The sequence below is a fragment of the Streptomyces sp. NPDC051567 genome, from assembly GCF_044454165.1.
Lineage (GTDB): Bacteria > Actinomycetota > Actinomycetes > Streptomycetales > Streptomycetaceae > Streptomyces.
The window spans coordinates 274418-294086 of record NZ_JBITDK010000004.1; the positions used below are offsets into that span (position 1 = coordinate 274418).

The window sequence follows — 19669 nt, forward strand, 5'->3', positions numbered from 1 at the left end:
TCGCTCCGTCAGCTCTTCCAGTAGCCCAGGGACAGGGTCAGCAGGTCCGCCGGCGCCTGGGGGGTCACGGGCGTCACCGCGTGCCAGGAGACGTCGGAGGGCACCACCGTGTACATCCGCCCGGGGGCGGGCTCGACCACGCTCGCCGGACGTTCGCCGGAGTCCCGCGCCCACAGCTCGTAGACGCCTCCGGCGCCGGGCCACTCCTCGTTGAGGACGAGGACCGCGTTCAGTGCCTTGTCCGGTTTGCCGCGGTGGCGGTTGCGGTAGTCGCCGGGCTCGCGCAGGGAGATGTTCACGTCGAGCGCGCTGCGGCGGACGTCGATGCCGGTTCCCTCCGAGAGCCACTCCCCGAACCCGGGGCTCAGCACCTCCTCCAGCAACTCGGCCCAGGCGGGCTGGAGCCGGTCGGCGGCCGGGCGTCGCTCGTGCCCTTCGAAGAGCGTCACCAGCCACAGCCGGTACTTCTTGTCGTGCTGGGGGCCTTCCTTCACCGCACGGATGAATTCCTCCCGCTCCGGCACCTGTGCCTGGAGCCGTCGGAGGTCCTCGGCGCGGAAGAGGCCGTCCGCCGTGTGGTGGGGATGCGGGTGCGTGTGGGACACCACCCGTTGCCGCGTGTCGATCACGGTCACCTCACTGCCCGGGCCGTACGGCCGCGTCGAAGGGGGGACTGCGCGGCGGGCCCCGGAGCCGCTGGAACACGGCGGCCCGCCGGAACAGGACTCTGCCCGCACGCCCTTGCCGGATCGCTCCCACCCGCTTGAGGGTTCCTCGCACGCCCCCTTGCCGCCGGTACGCGACCGATGGGTTCCGCACGACGCGCCGCGCCGTGCGGCAAGCGGACCGGCATGCGCACCGCAGGCGTACCCTGCCACGGTCGGCATGAGGAATCTCTCATTCCGGCTTTCGGCGCCCGTCTTCCGTGCGGGCCGCCGAAGGCATTCGATCCGCCGAAGGACGTAGCGATTGAACCGCGTGCTGCGCCGCCGTGCACACGAACCGGCGGGCCCCCCGCGCACCCGCGCCTACCGGGGCTATCTGGCGGCGATGCTCATCGACGCCGTGGGCAACGGCCTGTGGGCTCCCGTCGCGCTGATCTTCTTCACCCGGGCCCAGGACATGCCCATGGCCCAGGTGGGCGCCGCGCTCAGCGCGGGAGGGCTGATCGGCCTGGCCCTGGGCCCGTTGGGCGGGAACCTGGTCGACCGGTGGGGGCCCCTGCGCCCGGCCCTCCTCAGCAATGTCGTGCGCGCCGGAGTCCTCGCCCTCTTCCCCACGGTCGGCTCCGCCTGGCAACTCGTCGTACTGGCCGCCCTCTTCGCCGCGTCCGACCGGGTGTTCTGGACGGCGAACGCCCCGATGGTGGCCCGCCTCGTGCCGACGGCGGCGCTGCCGCGCGCCCTCGGCACGCAGAACGTGATGCGCATCGGCGGATTCATGGCCGGCGGGGGCGTGGGAGCGGCGGCGAGCGGCGCGCTGTTCGCCAGCCCCGGAGGGCTGCACCTGCTCGCGTACGCCAACGCGGTGAGCTACTGCGCGGCGGCGCTGCTGCTGCTCACGGTACGGGTGCCCGCCGCGCCCACGGCGCGGGCGCCGGGGCCGGAACCGGCCGACGGCCCCGGGTGGCGGGCCCTCCTGGACGACCGGCCCTTCCTCCTGCTCTGCCTCGTGCAGCTCTCCTTCGCGCTGGCGTCGGAGAGCCTGTCGGTCATGCTGCCGCTGGTGGCCCTGAACGTCATGGACGGCCCGTCCTGGCTGCCCGGCGCGGCCGTGCTCACCGCCTCCCTCTCCCTGCTGGCCGCCAAGGTCCCGGCCGCCGCGTACGCCGAGTCCCGGCCGCGCCCGCACAGCCTGGTGGCCGCCTGTCTGGTGTTCGCGGGTGCGTTCCTGCTGCTCTCGTCCGCCGAGCAGTGGGACAAGGAGTGGGCGGCCTTCGTGATCCTGGGCGCGGCCCTGGTCGGAACGGTGGGCGACGCGCTCTTCGTACCGGTGATGACGACGATGGCGCACGAAGCGGCCCCCGACGCGCTCAAGGGCCGCTACAGCGCCGCGTTCCAGACCTCCTGGGGCCTGGCGAACGTCCTGGCTCCCGCCCTCTTCGCCGGACTGCTGTCGGTGGGCAACGGCGTGCTGTGGCTCGCCCTGACGGGCCTGGTCCTGCTGACCCTTCCCGCTGTCCACAGGCTCGGAGCGGGGCGGGCGCACACCGGGAGCCAGATCGGTTCGTCAGCCGGATGAGCCCGCGCGCGGTCCGGTCACGACCGGGTCACGACCAGGTCGCGGAGATCGCCGCGGACCGGACTCCGCCGTGCTCGTGGCCGACGGCGTCCTCGTCCCCCTGAGCCGTCACTGGGGTTCAGCGCACCCTTCCGCGCGGTTTCAGGCGCGTGGCCGGGAGTTCGGGGGCCGGGATCGGGGGGCCGTCGTAGCCCTTGACCTCGCCGTAGCGGGTGCCGTTCGTCCAGTCCTCGCGGAAGCCCTCGATGTCCTCCTGGGAGCGTCCGATCCAGTTCCAGAACATGACGATCTCCTCCTCGAACGGCTCCCCGCCCAGGAGCATCAGTCCCGCGTCCGAGACCGCGCGCAGCGGGAGTTCGCTCCGGCCGCAGCCGAGGTAGAGCATGGCGCCCGGGAGGAGCGGGACGCCGTCGACGTGGGCCTCGCCCGACATCGACAGGACCGCGTACTCGAAGTCGGGGTCGAGCGGGAGCCGGGTCCCGGTGCCCGCGGCGAGGCTGAGGTCCGCGCCGACGATCGGGCTGTACGCCGTACCGGGCGAGGTCGCCGTGTCCAGGGTGCCCAGGATGACCGTCGCGGTCAGGCCCGGGGCCGTCACCAGGGGCAGCTCGGCGTGGTGCTGGAAGTGGGGTGCCACATCGCGGTGGGCGTCCGGCAGGGCCACCCACAGCTGGGCGCCGTGCAGGAGGCGGGCGTGCGGGCGGGGGCTCTCCTCCGAGTGGCTGATGCCGCGGCCGGAGGTCATCAGGCCCAGCTCGCGCGGACGCACCGTCGCCAGGCTGCCGACGCTGTCGCGGTGCAGGACCTCGCCCTCGTGGAGCCAGCTCACGGTCTGGAGCCCGGAGTGCGGGTGCGGTGCGACCTGCATGCCGGGCTCGTCGGCGATGTCGTCCGGACCGTAGTGGTCCACGAAGCACCAGGCGCCCACCATCCGGCGGCCCAGGTTCGGCAGGAGGCGGCGGACCTCGGTGGACTCACCGAGGGTGACGGTACGGGGGCTCAGGAGTTCGCGTACCGGTTCGGCCACGACGAAGCCACGGCCGCCGCAGGCGGAGAGGACGGGCCGGCGATCGAGATTACTCATGCGGACAACCTAAGGGGTGTCCCGTGCTCCGTGGCGGGCACGCGACGACGGCTCCGGCGCGGCGGCGGCCCGGCGGGGAGCCGGGGAGGCGGGGTGAGGAATGCGCGGCGGAGCGGCGGCGTTGGAGCCACCGAAGAGACACCCGGACGGCGGAAGGGACCCGATGGACGCGTCGACGACGTACCACGAGCAGGGGACGGCAGCCGAGCGCTGGGCGCGGGCCCAGCTCTTCTTCGACGCGAAGGAGTACGCGACGGCCGCGATCGTCCTGGAGACGCTGGCGGGCGAGGCCCCCGAGCAGCTGGCGCCCCGGCTGCTGCTGGCCCGCGCCTACTACCACTCCGCCCAGCTCTCCCGTGCCGAGCGCGAGCTCCGCGCCCTGGTGGAGCGCTGGCCGGTGGAGGACTACGCGCAGCTGATGCTCGGCCGGACCCTGCAGCGCCAGGGCCGGGCGGCCGAGGCGGCCCCGTACCTGCGGCTCGCCGCGGCGATGGCCGGCGATCTCCCCGAATAGGGCGCGCCGGACAGCGCGCGGCGGCGCGCTTCGCACGGCCCGCGTCCCCGGTTCGGCCCCGCCCGTGCGGGGCCGGGCCGCCGCCTCGGTTAGCCTGGGCGCACGATGAACCGTCTGACCACGCCTTTCGGCTCCTACGAGCTCACCCGCTTCCCCGAGGACCCGCGCGACCGGCTCCGCGCCTGGGACGCCGCCGACGAGTACCTGCTGCGCCATCTCCACTCCGGTACCGGGGAGCGCGCTCCGGTGGACCTGGCCGGCGCCGGGCAGATCACCGTGCTCGGGGACCGCTGGGGGACGCTGACCACGGCGCTCGCCGCCTACCGCCCGACGCAGATCACCGACTCCTCCCTCACCCGTTCGGCGACCGCGGCCAACCTGGACCGGGCCGGGATCGGGACGTCCAAGGCGACGGTGACGCTGCTGACCACGCAGGACCCGCCGCCGCAGCGGATCGACGTGCTGCTCGTACGGGTGCCCAAGAGCCTCGCGCTGCTCGAGGACCAGCTGTACCGGCTGGCCCCGCACGTGCACGCGGGCACGGTGGTCGTCGGTACCGGCATGGTCAAGGAGATCCACACCTCCACCCTGCGTGTCTTCGAGAAGGTCCTGGGCCCGACGAAGACCTCCCTCGCGGAGAAGAAGGCGCGGCTGATCTTCTGCACGCCGGGCACGCCCGGGGCGGTCCACCCCACGACCCCCGGGCCGTGGCCGCTGACGTACACGGTGGACGAGGAGGCGGGCACGGGCTCCGGTCTGACCGTCGTCAACCACGCCGGGATCTTCTGCGCGGACCGGCTGGACGTCGGCACCCGCTTCTTCCTCCAGAACCTGCCGGTCAACACGGACGGCGCCCGGGTCGTGGACCTGGGGTGCGGCAACGGTGTCGTCGGCACGGCGGTCGCGGTCGCCGACCCGGACGCCGAGGTGGTCTTCACCGACGAGTCGTACCAGGCGGTCGCCTCCGCGCGGGCCACGTACCGGGCGAACGTCCGCGAGGGCCGGCGGACCGCCGAGTTCCTCGTCGGCGACGGTGTGGCGATGCTGTCCCCGGGCTCGGTGGACCTGGTGCTGAGCAATCCGCCGTTCCACTCCCATCAGGCCACCACCGACGCGACGGCGCTGCGGATGTTCGCGCAGTCGCGCAAGGTGCTGCGGCCCGGCGGGGAGCTGTGGATCGTCGCCAACCGGCACATGGGCTACCACACGCACCTGCGCCGGCTCTTCGGCAACAGCGAAGTCGTGGCGAGCGAGCCGAAGTTCGTGGTGCTGCGGGCGGTCAAGCGGAGCGAGCAGCAGCGCCCCATGTGACCTGCCGGTATCTCCTAGACTCGGCCGGATGAGCAGCCAGGGGGAGAACGCGGGCGGGGAGGGCGGGCGCTACCGCCGCGAGGACGTGGCCCGGGCGGCCGGGGTCAAGGTGCGCAACCTGCGCTACTACCAGGAGCGCGGGTTGCTGCCGCCGCCGCGCCGGGAGGGCCGGATCGCCTGGTACTCCGACGACCACCTGACCCGGCTGCGGCTGATCAGCGATCTGCTGGGGCGTGGTTACACCGTCAACGGCATCGCCGAGCTGCTGCACGCGTGGGAGGAGGGCGGCGGCGGTCTGTCCCGACTGCTGGGCCTGGAGCGGGAGATGACCCGGGACTGGGTGCGGGAGGAGCCGGTCACGATGGACCGGGCCGCGTTCCGGGAGCTGTTCGGCCCGGCCGCGACCGCCGAGGACACCCGGCGGGCGGTGGAGCTGGGGTACGTACGGATCGAGGGGGACCTGGTCACGTACCCGAGCCGGCGGCTGCTGGAGGCGACGGTGGCGCTGGTGCGGCAGGGGGTGCCGCTCGCGGAGATCCTGGACGCGGGGGACTTCGTCCAGTCCCAGGCGGCGGCGCTGGCGGACCGGTTCGTCGGGCTGTTCCGGCGGCATGTGGTCGGGGCGGAGGGGCTGGAGCATCTTTCGGCCACGCGGCTCCAGCACATCACGGAGGCGGTGGCGGCGCTGCGGCCGGTGGCCGGCGAGGTCGTGGCCGCCGAGTTCGCCCGCGCGATGGCGCGGCGGATGGACGAGGAGGTTGGCGAACTGTTGCGTACGGAGCAGTAGGAGTCGGCCGAAAAGGTGCGCTCGCACAACCTTGCCAACCCTCATTGGCACTCTTACATTCAACTCGTCGGTAACAACGGTGCACAGCCGAGAGCAAGGGACATGCTCATGGCAGATACTCCGAACGCATCCGAACCGCCGGGCCGTCGCGACGACGGGAACAGTGGCAGAGACGGCACGGCGGGCCGGGTCCGCTGGCGGCGGTTCGCGCTCCTGACCGTCCCCGCCGTGGCCGTGACCGCCGGTCTGGGCATCGCCCTCGCACAGGGCGCGCTGGCCGCCTCCTTCGCCGTGTCGGGGCAGCAGTTCAAGGTCTCGGCGAAGAACCTGGAGGGCGAGGGCTTCGCCCAGTACGGCAGCGTCGACGTCAACGCGCGCCAGGAACTCATACCGGTGGCGGTCACCGCCATCAAGGAGGCCAAGCTCTACAGCCTCTGCCAGTCCGTGGTCACCACGCTCCCGATGATCGGCGACATCTCCCTCAACCTCACCGCGGGCCGCAAGACCCCCGTCGAGGCCACCAACCTGTTCGTCGACGCCACCCAGCTCTCCGGCGACGCCGTCTTCACCAACATCGAGATCGGGCGGGACGCCTCCACCCTCGACAAGGGGCCGGCGGAGGCCCAGGGCATGCAGGACCTCTTCGCCCAGCAGGCGGACACCGTCAGCATCAGCGATCTCCAGCAGACGGCGTGGGCCACCAACGCCGGCACCTTCAAGCTCTCCGGGCTCAGCATGAACATCAGCAAGGGCAAGAAGGAATGCTTCTGAGACGCGCCGCCCCTCGGTCCGGCCCTCACGCCGGTACCGACGCCGGTACCGACGGCGCCCCATCGGGCCGGTTCCGTCGCTGGCGGCGCGGCAGACCCTTCTGGGGCGGGTTCTTCGCCCTGCTCGCCGGGGCCGAGATCTGCGTCCTGCCGCTGGCGCCGCTGAAGGTGATGCTCCTTCAGGGGGTGGCGGGCATTCCGTCCGTCCTGATGGGGATCGTCATGATCGTGCTCGGGCTCACCGTCTGGTTCTCGCCCGCGCAGCGCGTTCTCGCGGGTGTCCTCACCACCCTGATCGCGACCGCCGCGCTGGTCCTGTCGAACCTGGGCGGTTTCCTGTTCGGCACCTTGCTGGGCATCGTCGGCGGCGGGCTGATGTTCGCCTGGCAGCCGTACGCCGACCGGCGCGCCCACGGCGCCGGGACCACCGGGACCACCGGGACCACCGGTGACGATCACCCCCACGACGCACCGCCCGCAGCGTCCGTGCCCGCACCCCCCACGCACCCCCACCCCCACCCCCACCCGCGCAACGATCCCCAAGGAGCACAGCCATGAGCCGTACGCGCACCTCGCTCGCCCTCGGGATGGCCGCCGCCGGGGCCCTGTCGATGGCCTCCGTCACCGCCAGCGCCGCGCCCGTACCGCTGGCCGGGCCGACCACCGTCTCCCCGGCCGGGCACGCCTTCAAGGCCACGCTGACCGGGAGGGCCACCCTCAAGGCCGGTTCGGTGACGGTGACCTGCTCCGTCTCCGTCTCCACCGGCAGCGTGCCGGCCGCCCCCGGCAACCACAACGCGGCCGGGCCGGTCTCCTCGCCGATCTCGCCGCCCACGTACAGCTCCTGCACCGCCAGCCTGCCGGGGGTGACCCCGACGGTCACCACCAGCGGCCCGTGGACGGTGTCGATGCAGAACGGCTCCCCCGTCACCGCCACCCTGAACGTGCCGGTCGGCGGGCTCGTCGTGCAGACGAGCGGCCTGGCCACCTGTACGGTCACGACGGCCCCCACCGCCCCGGCGGGCGTGGCCGGGACCTGGGCGAACGGTGTGCCGTCGAAGCTGACCTTCACCAACGCGTCCGTGCCGGTCTCCGTCACGGGCGGGTTCGGCTGCCCGACGAGCGCGACCTTCTCCACCTTCAACGCCGTCTACCAGGTCACGGACACCACCGCTCCGGCGCAGCAGATCATCGTCGGCCCCTGACCCGCGCCACGCACCACGGCCCGCCCGCCCCGGGGTACCTCCGGGGCGGGCGGGCCGTTCGCGCGGTCAGGGGAGAGGAGCCGGCGCGGGCCGGTCGGCCCGCGTCAGGCCGTGGTGCCCTGCCGCCTGCGCCGGACCAGGAACCAGCCGGACGCCGTGAGCACGAGCGCGGCTCCGCCCAGGGTGGCCACGGCCGCGCCGGTGGAGGCCAGTGCCCCGCCGGCCGGGACCTTGCCGGCGGGGCCGACCGAGCCGCCGGAGCCCACCGCGCCGCCGCCACCGACCGTACCGGGGCTGCCGGCGCTGTCACCGGAGCCCCCCGTACCGCCGGAGGAGCCGGACGTGCCCGAGGAGCCGGACGTGCCGGAGGAACCGCCGCCCGCGACCCCGCCCGTGCCCCCGGAGGTCGAGCCTCCGTCGGTGGTGCCGCCCGTGGAGTCCGTGGTGACGGTGAGCGTGACCGGGGTGGTGCGGCTGGTCCCGGCCTCGTTGCGGAACTCCGCGCGGAACCGGTGCCCGTCGTGCCCGGCCGCCGCCGTGAACGCGTACGTCTGCGCGGTGGCCCCCGCCACCGGCTGCCAGGTGCGGCCCGCGTCGGTGCTGACCTGCCAGGCGACGGCGGGGCGCGGGGTCCCTTCCGCCTGCGCGGTCAGGGAGACCTTGGTGCCGGGTGCGACGGACTGGTCCGTGGGGCCCTGGGTGACCTTCGGGGAGACCTTCCGCTCCAGCCTGGTGATCTTCCCCTCGGCCGGGCTGGAGACGAACACGGCCCCGCCCCCGGGCTCGACCGCGAGGGCCGCCGACCCCGACTGGGCCTGGTTTCCGGACAGGACGACGGGTGCGGCCACCTCCTGGAGGTCGGTGGTGCGGTGGACGGTGAACGTCCCGTTGTTGTCGCTGCCCTGCTGGGACGGGTCCCCCGTGTCCTGCCAGACCACGAACGCCTCGTGCGTGAGCGGGTCGAACCGCGCCGCCCTCGGCATGTCGGTGCCGGGCAGGACGCGCAGCCGCTTGCCCGTCGCGTCGTGGACGACGACGGAGGTGTCCAGTGCGACCCAGACCGCGCCGGTGGTGGGCTCCACCTCGGTGAACCCGCCGAAGCCGTCGCCCGCCGGGAGTTCGACGGTCGCGGCGACCTGGAAGGTGCCGGTGTCGATCCGGTACATGCGGCGGTTGCCGACGTCGGTGAACCACACCGTCCCGCGCTTCGCGTCGAGCGCGAACTGGTCCCCGCCCTCCAGGGTGACGGACCGTTTCACGGCCGCGGTGGCGAGGTCGACCTCCGAGAGGACGGGGCCCTGCGCGACCAGCACCGTGCCCGGGGTGACCCCCGGGGCGGCGTCGGTGACGGTCGTGCCCGGTACCCAGGCGCCCGCCGCGGCGGCGTCGCCGTCCTTGGCGGTGCCGATGCCGCGCAGCGGGTAGACGAAGAGCGCGCCGTCGCCGGGGAGCGGGGCGATCAGTTGTTTCACGGCCCGGCGGCCGAGGGTTCCGGTGGGTCCCGGGGCCTGGCCGACGGTGGAGCGCAGTTTCCCGTCGGCCGGTTCGAGGACGTGCAGTCCGCTCTCGTTGGTGTCCGCGGTGTCGGGCAGGTCGGCGGCGGCGACGTACAGCTTCTTGGAGTCGGGGTGGAGCATCAGGTCGAGGGGGCGGCCGGCCGTGGTGAACTGCGCCGCCTCCTTGTAGGCGACGGTGCCCTGGGGTACGTCGACGCCCTCGCCGCCGGGGCCGGGCGGTTCCTGGCTGCCGAACGCGACCGGTATCCGGACGTCCTGCGAGCGGTCCCCGGCGCCCCGGTGGTCGACGCGGGTGACGACGGAGCAGACGATCGCGGCGCAGTCCAGGCCGTGGGTGGAGGCCGTCAGTTTCAGCTCGACGTCGAAGCTGCCTCCGTCGCCGTAGGGGATGCCGAGGGCGCCCGCGTGGCTGTCGTTCTTCGGGACGATCCACTGCGACGCCTTGGAGCCGCCGCTCGTGTCGGCGCCGCCCACGCAGGGGGCGGGGGTCCGGTTGTCGCCGTTGTCCTTGCAGAGGGCGACGTAGACGCCCTTGGTCTCGTCGAAGCCCTTGCCGGTGACGCGGACGGTCTGCCCGGCCGGGTCCAGCCCGGACGCGGCGGACACGGTCAGCTGCTGTCCGTTCGCCCCCAGCACGGTCCGGCCGGGCCCGGCGGCGGAGACGTGGCTGCCGGAGGCGGCCGAGGCGAGCACGAGCGCGAGCGCGGCCGTGGCGGCGCCCGCCCGGCCGGGAGTGAGGGGGAGGTGGGGTGTCATGGCTTCCTCGTCGGGACGGCGGGGCGTGTCGTGGACGTGGCGCCATCGGCCCGGGGGCCCGCCCGGCGGCAGCCGGGGAGCCCCTTTCGCCACACGCCACAGGGCCCGCGCGTGGACGCGCGGGCCCCCGGACTGCTGTTAGTTGAAGGTCACCGGGACGTGGACGTCGTACTTGCGGTTGGCGGAGTTGAAGTGGTCGGCGCGGGTCACGATGGCGCACTCGACGGTGTCGCCGCAGATCTGGCCGTTGCCCAGGTCGGCCTTGACGTGGACGGTGACGCTGAAGGAGCCTCCGGTACCGAAGACCGAGGTGTTGGGCAGGGTCCCGCCGAAGGTGTTGTTGACCCAGTGCGAGGCGCCGGTGGTGCCGGCCTGGTCCGAACCGCCCAGGCAGGGGGTGGGCTTGCTGGCGCCCTGGGCCCCGTTGACGGCACAGAGGCTGACGTATATGCCCTTGGCGGAGTTGAAACCGCTGCCGGTGACGGTGACGTTCTGCCCGGCCGCCGCGAGGGTGCTGGGCGCGGTGACGCTGAGGTTGTAGGTCGCGCCGTCGGTGACCGTACGCGTCGAGGTGGCGGCCGAGGCCGAACCGGCCAGACCGACGGTGATCGCGACGGCGGCGGCGGAGGCGAGGGCCGCGCGGGCGGCGGTACGGGGCAGGGAGGCAGCACGCATCACAAGAACACCTTTCAGGTGCGGGAAGAGGGGCTGAACTGAGGTAAGGCTAACCTAATATCGATCAAGGCAGAACCCTTTCGGCCACTCCCGCCCGGACCAAACCCGCCCACCTGCGCGTATGACCGACGGGCGGCAAGTGGGGGGTGGCCGATAGGAGTTGTACGGGGCGGACCCATGTCCCGGAGCCGGGACGGTTCACGGGCCGGTACCGGTACCGGGGTCAAGGTCGGGGTCGGGGTCGGGGTCGGCCCCGGGGGGCCGCCGCTCCCCGGGGCCTTCGTGGCCGCCGGGCGGGTCCAGCAGCGGATCGATCCCCGCCCGGAGGCACCGGAGCAGCGCGCCGTCCGAGGCGGAGACCAGCTCCGGGGTCCCGATGGCCATCCTCATCAGGGTGGCGCCGAGCAGCCAGGCCGCGAGCAGCTCGGCGCGCAGCCCGGCGTCGGGGCCCTCCAGCCGTCCGGCGAAACCCTCCGAGAAGACTTCGGCGATCTCGCCGCGGAGCCTCGCGACGGCCCCCTCCTGGCCGGAGGAGCGGAGCACCGACAGCACCGGGTGCGGGACCTCGCCCTGCGTGGGCGCGTTGAGGACGACGTCCCGGACCCAGGCCGCCACGTCTTCGAGCGGCAGGCCGCGCAGCGGCTCGAAGAGGGCCGTGCTCGTCGACACCGCCTCGAACAGTGCCTCTTTTGAGCCGAAGTAGCGGTAGACGAGGGCCGCGTCCACTCCGGCGTCCCCGGCTATGTCCCGGACGCGGGTGCCGTTGTAGCCGTACCGCCCGAAACGCAGGGCGGCGGCGCCCGTCAGAGCGGCGCGGGTGGCCGCCGCGTCATGTTTGCGGGCTCGCGCGAGGGGAGTTCCGTCTTGCCGCGATTCATCAGGATTGTTCACCTGTCACACCTCCACCTGCCTCGTGCCGCACGTGTCGCCCGACCGGCTTCCCTCGTGTCCGAAAGCCGTCGGACGTTGTCACCCGTCGTTGACCCACGACCGGGCCGACCCTACGTTTTCGTCAACGGGCGGTGACCCGGAACGTCTCTTTCCCCTCTCCCTCCTCCTGATATCCGCTCCGGCCGGTACGCCGGTGTGCCCGTGCGTCCGGGTGCCCGTGTGCCGCCGCGTCCGGCGGACCGCTCCGGGCTCGCGCCGGCCGTCCGTTCACATGGACGCACCCGGTCACAGCCACGGTCACGGTCACGAGCGGAACCCTTTCCCTGCCCCACGGCAGCGGCCTTGAGCGACCTGCGGCAAGAAGCCCCGTCAGAAAGGCATCATTCGTGCGCATACTGTTCACCACCGTCGGCAGCCCCTCCCACGGGCGTGCCCAACTGCCCCTGGCCCGCGCTCTCGCCGCGGCCGGCCACGAGGTCCTGGCGGCCACCACCGAGCCCATCGCCTCGGTGTTCGAACGGGACGATGTCCGGGTCACGAGCTGTCTCGCCGACTTCACGCCCGGCGCCCAGGCGCAACCGGCGGCGCCCGGCGCCGACCACCCGGACCCGGACCCGGAGGTGGCGCGCGAACGGATGATGCACTTCATGCACCAGTCCCTGTCCGGCCCGATGGCGCAACAGATGCTGGGCACCCTGCTCCCCTTGGTACGGGACTTCCGGCCCGATGTCATTCTCCGTGACGGCATGGACATGGCCAGCGTCCTGATCGGCGAGCTGCTGGGCATCCCGCAGCTGCCCACCCCGTCCGGGGCCAGCAACCTGTTCGACCCGGCCGCGCTCCTGCCGGGCCTCAACACCCTGCGGGAACAGCACGGGCTGCCCGTCCGCGAGGACCCGCTGTCGGTCGTCCCGCACGGCCGGATCGACTACGTCCCGCCGTCCTTCTCCTTCGCCCAGCACCTGCCGGCGTCGTGGTCCTACCGGCAGACGGTGACCGTGGACCGGGGTTCCGTCCTGCCCCAGTGGGTCGTGGACCTGCCCACCGACCGACCGCTGCTGTTCACCTCCATCGGCACCGCGCTCCCCCTGATCCGCGAGAAGCTGGAACAGGAGGACGCCCAGGAGCTGCCGTTCCCGATCCCGGACCCGGTCGAGACCCTGCGGACGATCATCGGGGCGGCGGCGCTGCTGGACGAGTGCACCGTCATCGTGGCGACCATGGGAATCCCGGCGGACACCGACGGCCTCCCGCCGCACGTCCACGTCACCGAGCGGCTGCCGCAGCCGCTGCTGCTGGAATCCGTCGACCTGTTCCTCACCCACGGCGGGTTCAACAGCATCCGGGAATCGCTGCGCACGGCCACGCCGATGGCGGTGCTGCCCCAGTTCGGCGATCAGCACGACAACGCGCGGCGCGTCCAGGAACTCGGACTCGGCCGGGAGATCACCGACGCCACGCCGGAGGGGATCGCGGCCGTCTGCCGTGAGGTGCTGGCCGATTCCGGCATCCGCGCGCGGGCCCGGACGGCCCGGCTGGCGATGCTGGCGCTGCCGGAGGTCGACAACGCCGTCGCCGACCTGGAGAAGCTCGTCGGGTAGCGCACCGCAGCCTCCGAGCCGGGGCGGCGCGTGCGCCCTTCCCCGGCTCGGCCCCGCCCCACCCCCGACCCGCCCCGCTGCCCGGCCGCGCCCCGGCAGCTCCGTACGCGCGGAAGCCCGGACGCGCGGAGCCCGGACGCGCGGAGCCCGGACGCGTGGCCAAGGAGGTTCCCGTGACGCCCCCACCCCCGACGGCGGACGCCCCGCACGGCGGGCCGCGGGCACCGGCCCGGCTGACGCACCGGCAGATCGTCACCGTGCTGTACGGGCTCATGCTCGGGATGTTCCTCGCGGCGCTCGACCAGACGGTGGTCTCCTCGGCCCTGCGCACCATCGCCGACGACCTGCACGGGCTGACCGCCCAGGCGTGGGTGACGACCGCGTACCTGGTGACCGGCACCATCGCCACCCCGCTGTACGGAAAGCTCTCCGACGTCCACGGCCGCCGGCCGGTCTACCTGTGGGCGATCGCCCTGTTCACCGCGGGGTCGCTGCTGTGCGGGTTCGCCACCTCGGTCCACCAGCTCGCCGGGTTCCGGGCGGTGCAGGGGCTCGGTGGCGGCGGGTTGATGTCCCTCGCCATGACGATCATCGCCGACATCACCTCGCCGCGTGAACGGGGCCGCTACCAGGGCTACATCACGACGGTCTTCGCCGCCTCCAGTGTCGTCGGCCCCCTGGTGGGCGGGGTCTTCGCGGAGCACGCCACCCTGCTCGGGATCGACGGCTGGCGCTGGATCTTCCTGGTCAACGTGCCGCTGGCGGCCCTGGCCGTCGTCGTCATCCTGCGCGTGCTGCACGTACCGCACGAGCCGGTGCGCCACCGGCTGGACTACGCAGGGGCGGTGGCGCTGGCGACCGGGATCGTCCCCCTCCTCGTCATCGCCGAGCAGGGGCGGAGCTGGGGCTGGGCCTCCCCGCGGGCGCTGGCCCTGTACGCCGTCGGGCTGGCCGGTCTGGCCGCCTTCGTCCTGCTGGAGCGCCGGGCGGGCGACGCCGCCCTGCTGCCGCTGCGGCTGTTCCGCATCAAGGCGTTCCGGCTGGGGGCCGTCCTGCACTTCGTCGTCGGCATCAGCATGTTCGGTGCGATGGCGGTCCTTCCGCTGTACTTGCAGCTCGTCCAGGGCATGACCCCGGTGGAGGCGGGTCTCGCCACCCTGCCCACCGTGGTGGCGAACGTGGCGGTGACGCTGGTGGTCGGCCGGCTGATGTCACGGACGGGGAAGTTCAAGGTCCACCTGGTGGCGGGCACCGGCTCCCTCACCGTCGCCATGGCCCTGTTCGCGACGCTGCGGGTGGACAGCCCGCTGTGGTACGTCGGCCTCGGCATGCTGTTCCTGGGCGCGGGCCTGGGCGCGGCGATGCAGACGATCACCACCCTCGCCCAGTCCGAGGTGCCCCGGCGGGACATGGGGGCGGCGACCGCGTCGGTGAACTTCTTCCGCTCGAACGGGGGCACGGTGGGCACCGCCGCGTTCCTCTCGATCCTCTTCACCCTGGCGGGACCCCGGATCACCGAGCGGCTGACCGCGGCCTTCACGGACCCGGCGCTGCGCCGGACGGCCGGGGAACCGGCGAACGCCGTCCCGCTGGAGGGTGTCCTGCGGCCCGGCGGCGGTGTGAACCTGGAGGACTCGGCCTTCCTCCGCGCTCTCGACCCGGTGGTGGCCCGGCCCTTCCTGGAGGGCTACGTCAGCTCCATGCAGGCCGTCTTCCTCACGGCCGCCGCCGTCTCCCTCCTCGCCTTCGTGATCGCCGCCCGGCGCGTCCCGGACACCGTCCTCTCCGCCGACTAGGCACACCGGCGCGGCCCTACCGGCACGCGCTCAGCGGAGGCGTCTCCCGTACCGTCGTCATGCTGTGTCCGCCTGCGGCTTCTCGAAGACCAGCCGGCTCCAGTGGACGCCGTCGCGGCCCAGGTGGTCCCCGCCGGTGCTCGCGTGCAGCGGGCGCAGGCCGTGTGCGGCGGCGAGGGCGGCCGTCTCCTCGGCCGGGACGTCGAACATCCGTCTGTCCCTCGGCGGCCTCCCGTGCCGCAGCGTGACGACCAGACGGCCGCCCTCCGCGAGGAGTTCGCTCAGCCGTGCCATGGCGACGGGCCGCTCGTCGGGGTCCAGGTGCATCCACACGGCGGAGAGGAGCAGCAGGTCGAAGGTGCCCCGCACCGCGTTCAGCTCCGGGAGCGCGTCCGCCAGCCAGACCAGTTCCTCCGGGTGCAGGCGGGACGCGACCTCCCGCATCTCCCGGACCGGCTCGACGGCCGTCACCCGGTACCCCGCGCGGGCCAGGGCCGCGGCGTCCCGCCCGGTCCCCGCCCCGATGTCGGCGGCACGGGCGGGCGCCGTGGGCAGCCACGGCAGCACCTCCTCGTACAGCACGTCGAAGCTCAGTCCCTCGTACCGGTGGGCCAGGGCCTCCGCGTACTGCGCGTAGTACCACTGGACCCCGGAGCACGGCTGTGCCCCCGCCCCGTTCATCTGATCGGTGTCCACTCCGGAAACCCTACGGGCCGCCACTGACAGCACGGCCCCGGCCGGGAGGGCCGGACGGACGTGGTCCCCGGCGACGCGTGCTCCGGCGCGCCCCCGCCGTGCGGAGCCGGGCCGTCCGCACGGGCGGTCCGCAGGGGGGCACGGCCGCGGCGTTCCACGAGGTCACGGGTATGTTGACCCCATGATTGCCGGCACCACCGCTCAGGCCATCGTCGATGACATCGTCGGCCGCCTCGGGGTCAATGTGAACATCATGGACGAGCGCGGCACGATCACCGCCAGCGGTGACCGCTCGCGGGTGGGGAGCCTCCACGAGGGCGCCCTGAAGGTGCTGGAGACAGGGCTGCCGTTCTCCGTGACCGGGGAGGGGGCCCGGGGGCTCCACGGCACGCGGGCCGGTGTCAACCTCCCGCTGCGGCTGAACGACGAGATCGTCGGGGTCGTCGGCGTCAGCGGCGAGCCGCAGGAGGTCGGTGAGATCGCCCGCGCGATCGTGCGCCTGGCCGAGCTGATGGCCATGCAGCAGGCGTTCCTCGGCGAGGCCGGGTGGCGGCACCGGGTGCGTCAGCAGATCGTGGAGGACCTCATAGCCGGCCGGTTGACCGTGCGGAGCTGGCGCCGTCGCCAGCAGCTCGCGGGCTGCCGGGTGGAACCCCCGTACGCCCTCTTCGCCCTGGGCTGCGGCCGGTCCGGGCCGCCCGCGGGCCCCCGGGACCTGTACCGCTGGCTGGAGGTGGACGAGAGCGCCGTCCTGGTCGCGGCCGACGCGGAGGGGACGGTGTGGGCGGTGGCCGGCGGGACCGCGGCGGTGGCGCTGCGCCGCCGTATCTCGGCCCTGCGGGAAACCCGGCGGGACATCGGGACGCTGGACGCGGGAAGCTCCGCGGACTTCGCCGCGCTGGCCGAACGGACCGTCCAGGCCGTGTTCGCGATGCGCCGCAAGCCGGTCGGTGAGGTCCGTCTGGCCGATCTGGAGCTGCCCGCGCTGCTCGACCGGCTCGACCCGGGGACCAGGGCCACGACGGCCGAACGGATTCTGGGTCCGCTCTCCGCCGAGCTGCGCCACACCCTGCGGGTCTACCTCGCCCACGACCGCAGCCTGACCTGCGCCGCCCGGTCCCTGAACGTGCACCGCAACACCCTGGCCTACCGGCTGCGCCGGATCGAACACCTCACCTCGCGCGATCCCCGTTCGTTCCAGGACGCGGTGGTCCTCCAGGTCGCGCTCCATCTCACCGAACTCGACTGAGCCCGCCGCGTACCGCCCGCCGCACACCACGCACCGCACACCACGCGCCGCGCCCGCCGTCGGCCGGGCCCGCCGGGGCCCTGCGGAGCCGGCCTTGTGCACGGCGCACAATCCGGCCTGTGCACAGGGGTGAAACTTCGTCGTCCGGGCCAATTCTGACCGCGGGTTCCAGTCCCTAGAGTTCCGACACAGCCCATCGGATTCCAGGATGTGCCGGTTTCTCCCGTACCACCTGATCCGGTGCGTTCACGGGTGGTTCGGTGCGCTCGCGGGAGCACCGTCCCCGAGGAGCGGACCGGCCGTGGTACGGCGCGAGGCGCTCCGCGGCGAGGCGGACACCCGCCGTCCCTGGACCCGGGCATCAGGACAGCTGCGGCGCGGACACGCGCCCGAGGAGGAACCGTGCGCAACCTGTTGCCGTTTCTGAGCGCCCCGCCGCACCCGGGCGGGCGCTCCGCGCTCACCTGTCGTTACCGCTGCGGGGACGCCTGTTTCCAGGACGTGCCCAACACCAGCGACAACGCGTACGCGGGTGACATCATCGCGGGCGCGCTCTCGCGCCGGTCCGTGATGCGCGCCGCCGCCGTGGTGACCGTGGCGGCGGCCTCGGGAGCCGCCTCGGTGACCGGTCCGGGCGGAAGCGGGCAGGCGTTCGCCGCCACCGGCCCGGGGGCACGGGAGCGGGGACACGGGAGCGCCGACGGCGCCCGGGGGCTGCGCTTCGCCCCCGTACCGCCGAACGAGACCGACGCCGTCACCGTCCCCGCCGGTCACGACCAGGCCGTCGTGATCCGGTGGGGTGACCCGATCCTGCGGGGCGCGCCCGCCTTCGACCAGGAGAACCAGAGCGCCGCGGCCCAGGCGGGTCAGTTCGGTTACAACAACGACTTCCTCTCGCTGTTGCCGCTGCCCGGTGAGCGGGGGCGCCAGGTCATGGTGGCCAACCACGAGTACACCAGCGAGTGGCTGATGTTCCGGAACTACGACCCGGCCGACCCGACGCGCGAGCAGGTCGAGATCGGCTGGGCCGGGCACGGGCTCTCCGTGGTCGTGGTCCAGGAGGAGCGGGGCACCGGCCGGCTGACCCCGGTCCCCCGCCACCGTCTCAACCGCCGCATCACCGCCACCACCGAGTTCCGGGTGACGGGCCCGGCGGCGGGCGGCGCGCTGCTGAGGACCTCGGCCGACCCGTCCGGCACCCGGGTGCTCGGCACCTTCAACAACTGCGCGGGCGGCACCACCCCGTGGGGCACCACGCTGCACGGCGAGGAGAACATCAACAACTACTTCGCCCACTCCAGCCGCCCCACCGACAAGCGGTACGGCCTGGCCACCGGGGAGACCGAACGCAAGTGGGAGCGGTTCGACCAGCGCTTCGACGTGGTGCGGGAGCCCAACGAGTCGCACCGCTTCGGCTGGGTCGTGGAGCTGGACCCCTACGACCCGCACTCCACCCCGCGCAAGCGCACCGCGCTCGGCCGCTTCAAGCACGAGGGGGCGCAGCCCCGCCTCACCGAGGACGGCCGCCCGGTCGTCTACATGGGCGACGACGAACGGTTCGAGTACTTCTACAAGTTCGTCTCGTCCAAGCAGATGCGCAAGGGCGACTCCCGCGCGGCCAAGGAGCACAACCTCACCCTCCTCGACGAGGGCACCCTGTACGTCGCCAAGCTCACCGGTGACAGTCCCGAGGAGATCGACGGCACCGGGAAACACCCCGCCGACGGCGAGTTCGACGGCTCCGGCAGCTGGATCAAGCTGGCCACCGGCAACGTCTCGCACGTGCCCGGGATGACCGCCGAAGAGGTGTACGTCTTCACCCGGCTCGCCGCCGACAAGGCGGGCGCGACGAAGATGGACCGCCCCGAGGACGTCGAACCCTCCCCGCGCACCGGCCGCGTCTACGTCGCGCTGACCAACAACTCCGACCGCGGCAAGCCCGGCAAGCCGGGCGCCGACGAGGCCAACCCGCGCGACCTCAACAAGCACGGGCAGATCCTCGAACTCGCCGAGAACTTCGACGACCCGGCGGGCGACGGGTTCGCCTGGCGGCTCTTCCTGGTGGCCGGTGACCCGAACGACCCGGCCACCTACTTCGCGGGCTTCCCGAAGGACAGGGTCAGCCCGATCTCCTGCCCGGACAATGTGACGTTCGACCCGCACGGCAACCTGTGGATCTCCACCGACGGCAACAAGCTCGGCTCGAACGACGGCCTGTTCGGGGTGGCCACCCATGGTGAACGGCGCGGGGAGCTGAAGCAGTTCCTCACCGTCCCGGTGGGCGCCGAGACCTGCGGCCCCGTGGTCCAGGAGCGGCGGGTGCTCGTCGCCGTCCAGCACCCCGGGGAGACCGACTTCGCGACGGTGGAGAACCCCGGCAGCACCTGGCCGGACGGACCGGGAAAGCTGGTCCGCCCCGCCGTGGTGGCGGTCTGGCGCAAGGACGGCCACCCCATCGGCATCTGACCCCACCCCGTCCTCCCGCACCCCACCGGACCCCACCGCACCCGCCGCCCCCGGCCCGCCCGTCACCCGACGGCCGGGCCGGGGGCGACCGCCGGTCAGGGGAAGGGCGG

Annotated in this window: 17 protein-coding genes; 11 read left to right on the forward strand and 6 right to left on the reverse strand. The window is 73.3% G+C overall.

What is annotated here, in order from left to right; translation table 11 throughout:
- Positions 1-8: 8 nt before the first annotated feature.
- Complete coding sequence (locus ACIA5F_RS07150) at positions 9-629, reverse strand: 2OG-Fe(II) oxygenase (RefSeq protein WP_399350039.1); 621 nt, start codon at positions 627-629, stop codon at positions 9-11.
- 349 nt (positions 630-978) lie between these two features.
- Between ACIA5F_RS07150 and ACIA5F_RS07155 the strand changes: the two genes are divergently transcribed.
- Complete coding sequence (locus tag ACIA5F_RS07155) at positions 979-2241, forward strand: MFS transporter (protein ID WP_399350239.1); 1263 nt, start codon at positions 979-981, stop codon at positions 2239-2241.
- A gap of 118 nt (positions 2242-2359) precedes the next feature.
- Here the strand turns inward: ACIA5F_RS07155 and ACIA5F_RS07160 are convergent, their stop codons facing one another.
- Positions 2360-3325, reverse strand: a complete 966-nt coding sequence (locus tag ACIA5F_RS07160; protein ID WP_399350041.1) for a pirin family protein — start codon at positions 3323-3325, stop codon at positions 2360-2362.
- 163 nt (positions 3326-3488) lie between these two features.
- Here ACIA5F_RS07160 and ACIA5F_RS07165 point away from each other — a divergent pair, with 163 nt between their 5' ends.
- From ACIA5F_RS07165 to ACIA5F_RS07190, 6 genes are all read left to right on the forward strand, one after another.
- Positions 3489-3839 carry a tetratricopeptide repeat protein gene (locus ACIA5F_RS07165; RefSeq protein WP_399350043.1) on the forward strand — a complete coding sequence of 117 codons (351 nt, stop codon included), beginning with the start codon at positions 3489-3491 and terminating at the stop codon, positions 3837-3839.
- A gap of 114 nt (positions 3840-3953) precedes the next feature.
- Positions 3954-5150, forward strand: coding sequence for a methyltransferase (locus ACIA5F_RS07170; protein ID WP_399350241.1), 1197 nt, complete (start codon positions 3954-3956; stop codon positions 5148-5150).
- 28 nt (positions 5151-5178) lie between these two features.
- Positions 5179-5937 (forward strand): MerR family transcriptional regulator, encoded by a 759-nt coding sequence (locus tag ACIA5F_RS07175; RefSeq protein ID WP_399350045.1) that lies wholly within the window; start codon positions 5179-5181, stop codon positions 5935-5937.
- A 213-nt stretch (positions 5938-6150) separates the two neighbouring features.
- Positions 6151-6708 carry a DUF6230 family protein gene (locus ACIA5F_RS07180; protein ID WP_399350243.1) on the forward strand — a complete coding sequence of 186 codons (558 nt, stop codon included), beginning with the start codon at positions 6151-6153 and terminating at the stop codon, positions 6706-6708.
- On the forward strand, positions 6699-7265 hold the full coding sequence (locus ACIA5F_RS07185; RefSeq protein ID WP_399350047.1) for a DUF6114 domain-containing protein: 567 nt from the start codon (positions 6699-6701) through the stop codon (positions 7263-7265). Before ACIA5F_RS07180 ends, ACIA5F_RS07185 begins: the two co-directional genes overlap by 10 nt.
- The gene (locus tag ACIA5F_RS07190; RefSeq protein WP_399350049.1) at positions 7262-7912 is read left to right on the forward strand and encodes a hypothetical protein; all 651 of its coding nucleotides are present in this window, start codon (positions 7262-7264) and stop codon (positions 7910-7912) included. Before ACIA5F_RS07185 ends, ACIA5F_RS07190 begins: the two co-directional genes overlap by 4 nt.
- Before the next feature lie 104 nt (positions 7913-8016).
- On the opposite strand, the gene ACIA5F_RS07195 is transcribed toward ACIA5F_RS07190, so the two are convergent.
- The 3 genes from ACIA5F_RS07195 to ACIA5F_RS07205 form a co-directional block, all read right to left on the reverse strand.
- Positions 8017-10185, reverse strand: coding sequence for a hypothetical protein (locus ACIA5F_RS07195; RefSeq protein ID WP_399350051.1), 2169 nt, complete (start codon positions 10183-10185; stop codon positions 8017-8019).
- Positions 10186-10323: 138 nt separating this feature from the next.
- Positions 10324-10860: a hypothetical protein gene (locus ACIA5F_RS07200; RefSeq protein ID WP_399350053.1), complete on the reverse strand. Its 537-nt coding sequence runs from the start codon at positions 10858-10860 to the stop codon at positions 10324-10326.
- A 198-nt stretch (positions 10861-11058) separates the two neighbouring features.
- Positions 11059-11751, reverse strand: a complete 693-nt coding sequence (locus ACIA5F_RS07205; protein WP_399350055.1) for a TetR/AcrR family transcriptional regulator — start codon at positions 11749-11751, stop codon at positions 11059-11061.
- A gap of 386 nt (positions 11752-12137) precedes the next feature.
- Between ACIA5F_RS07205 and ACIA5F_RS07210 the strand changes: the two genes are divergently transcribed.
- Positions 12138-13352, forward strand: a complete 1215-nt coding sequence (locus ACIA5F_RS07210) for a glycosyltransferase (protein WP_399350057.1) — start codon at positions 12138-12140, stop codon at positions 13350-13352.
- Positions 13353-13525: 173 nt separating this feature from the next.
- A complete protein-coding gene (locus ACIA5F_RS07215; protein WP_399350059.1) occupies positions 13526-15148 on the forward strand; it encodes an MDR family MFS transporter in 1623 nt (540 codons plus the stop codon).
- A gap of 57 nt (positions 15149-15205) precedes the next feature.
- On the opposite strand, the gene ACIA5F_RS07220 is transcribed toward ACIA5F_RS07215, so the two are convergent.
- A complete protein-coding gene (locus tag ACIA5F_RS07220; protein WP_399350061.1) occupies positions 15206-15844 on the reverse strand; it encodes a class I SAM-dependent methyltransferase in 639 nt (212 codons plus the stop codon).
- Between the two features lie 181 nt (positions 15845-16025).
- On the opposite strand from ACIA5F_RS07220, the gene ACIA5F_RS07225 reads away from it, so the two are divergent.
- Positions 16026-17093, forward strand: coding sequence for a CdaR family transcriptional regulator (locus ACIA5F_RS07225; RefSeq protein WP_399350063.1), 1068 nt, complete (start codon positions 16026-16028; stop codon positions 17091-17093).
- Positions 17094-17495: 402 nt separating this feature from the next.
- A complete protein-coding gene (locus tag ACIA5F_RS07230; RefSeq protein WP_399350065.1) occupies positions 17496-19559 on the forward strand; it encodes a PhoX family protein in 2064 nt (687 codons plus the stop codon).
- Positions 19560-19669: the final 110 nt, after the last annotated feature.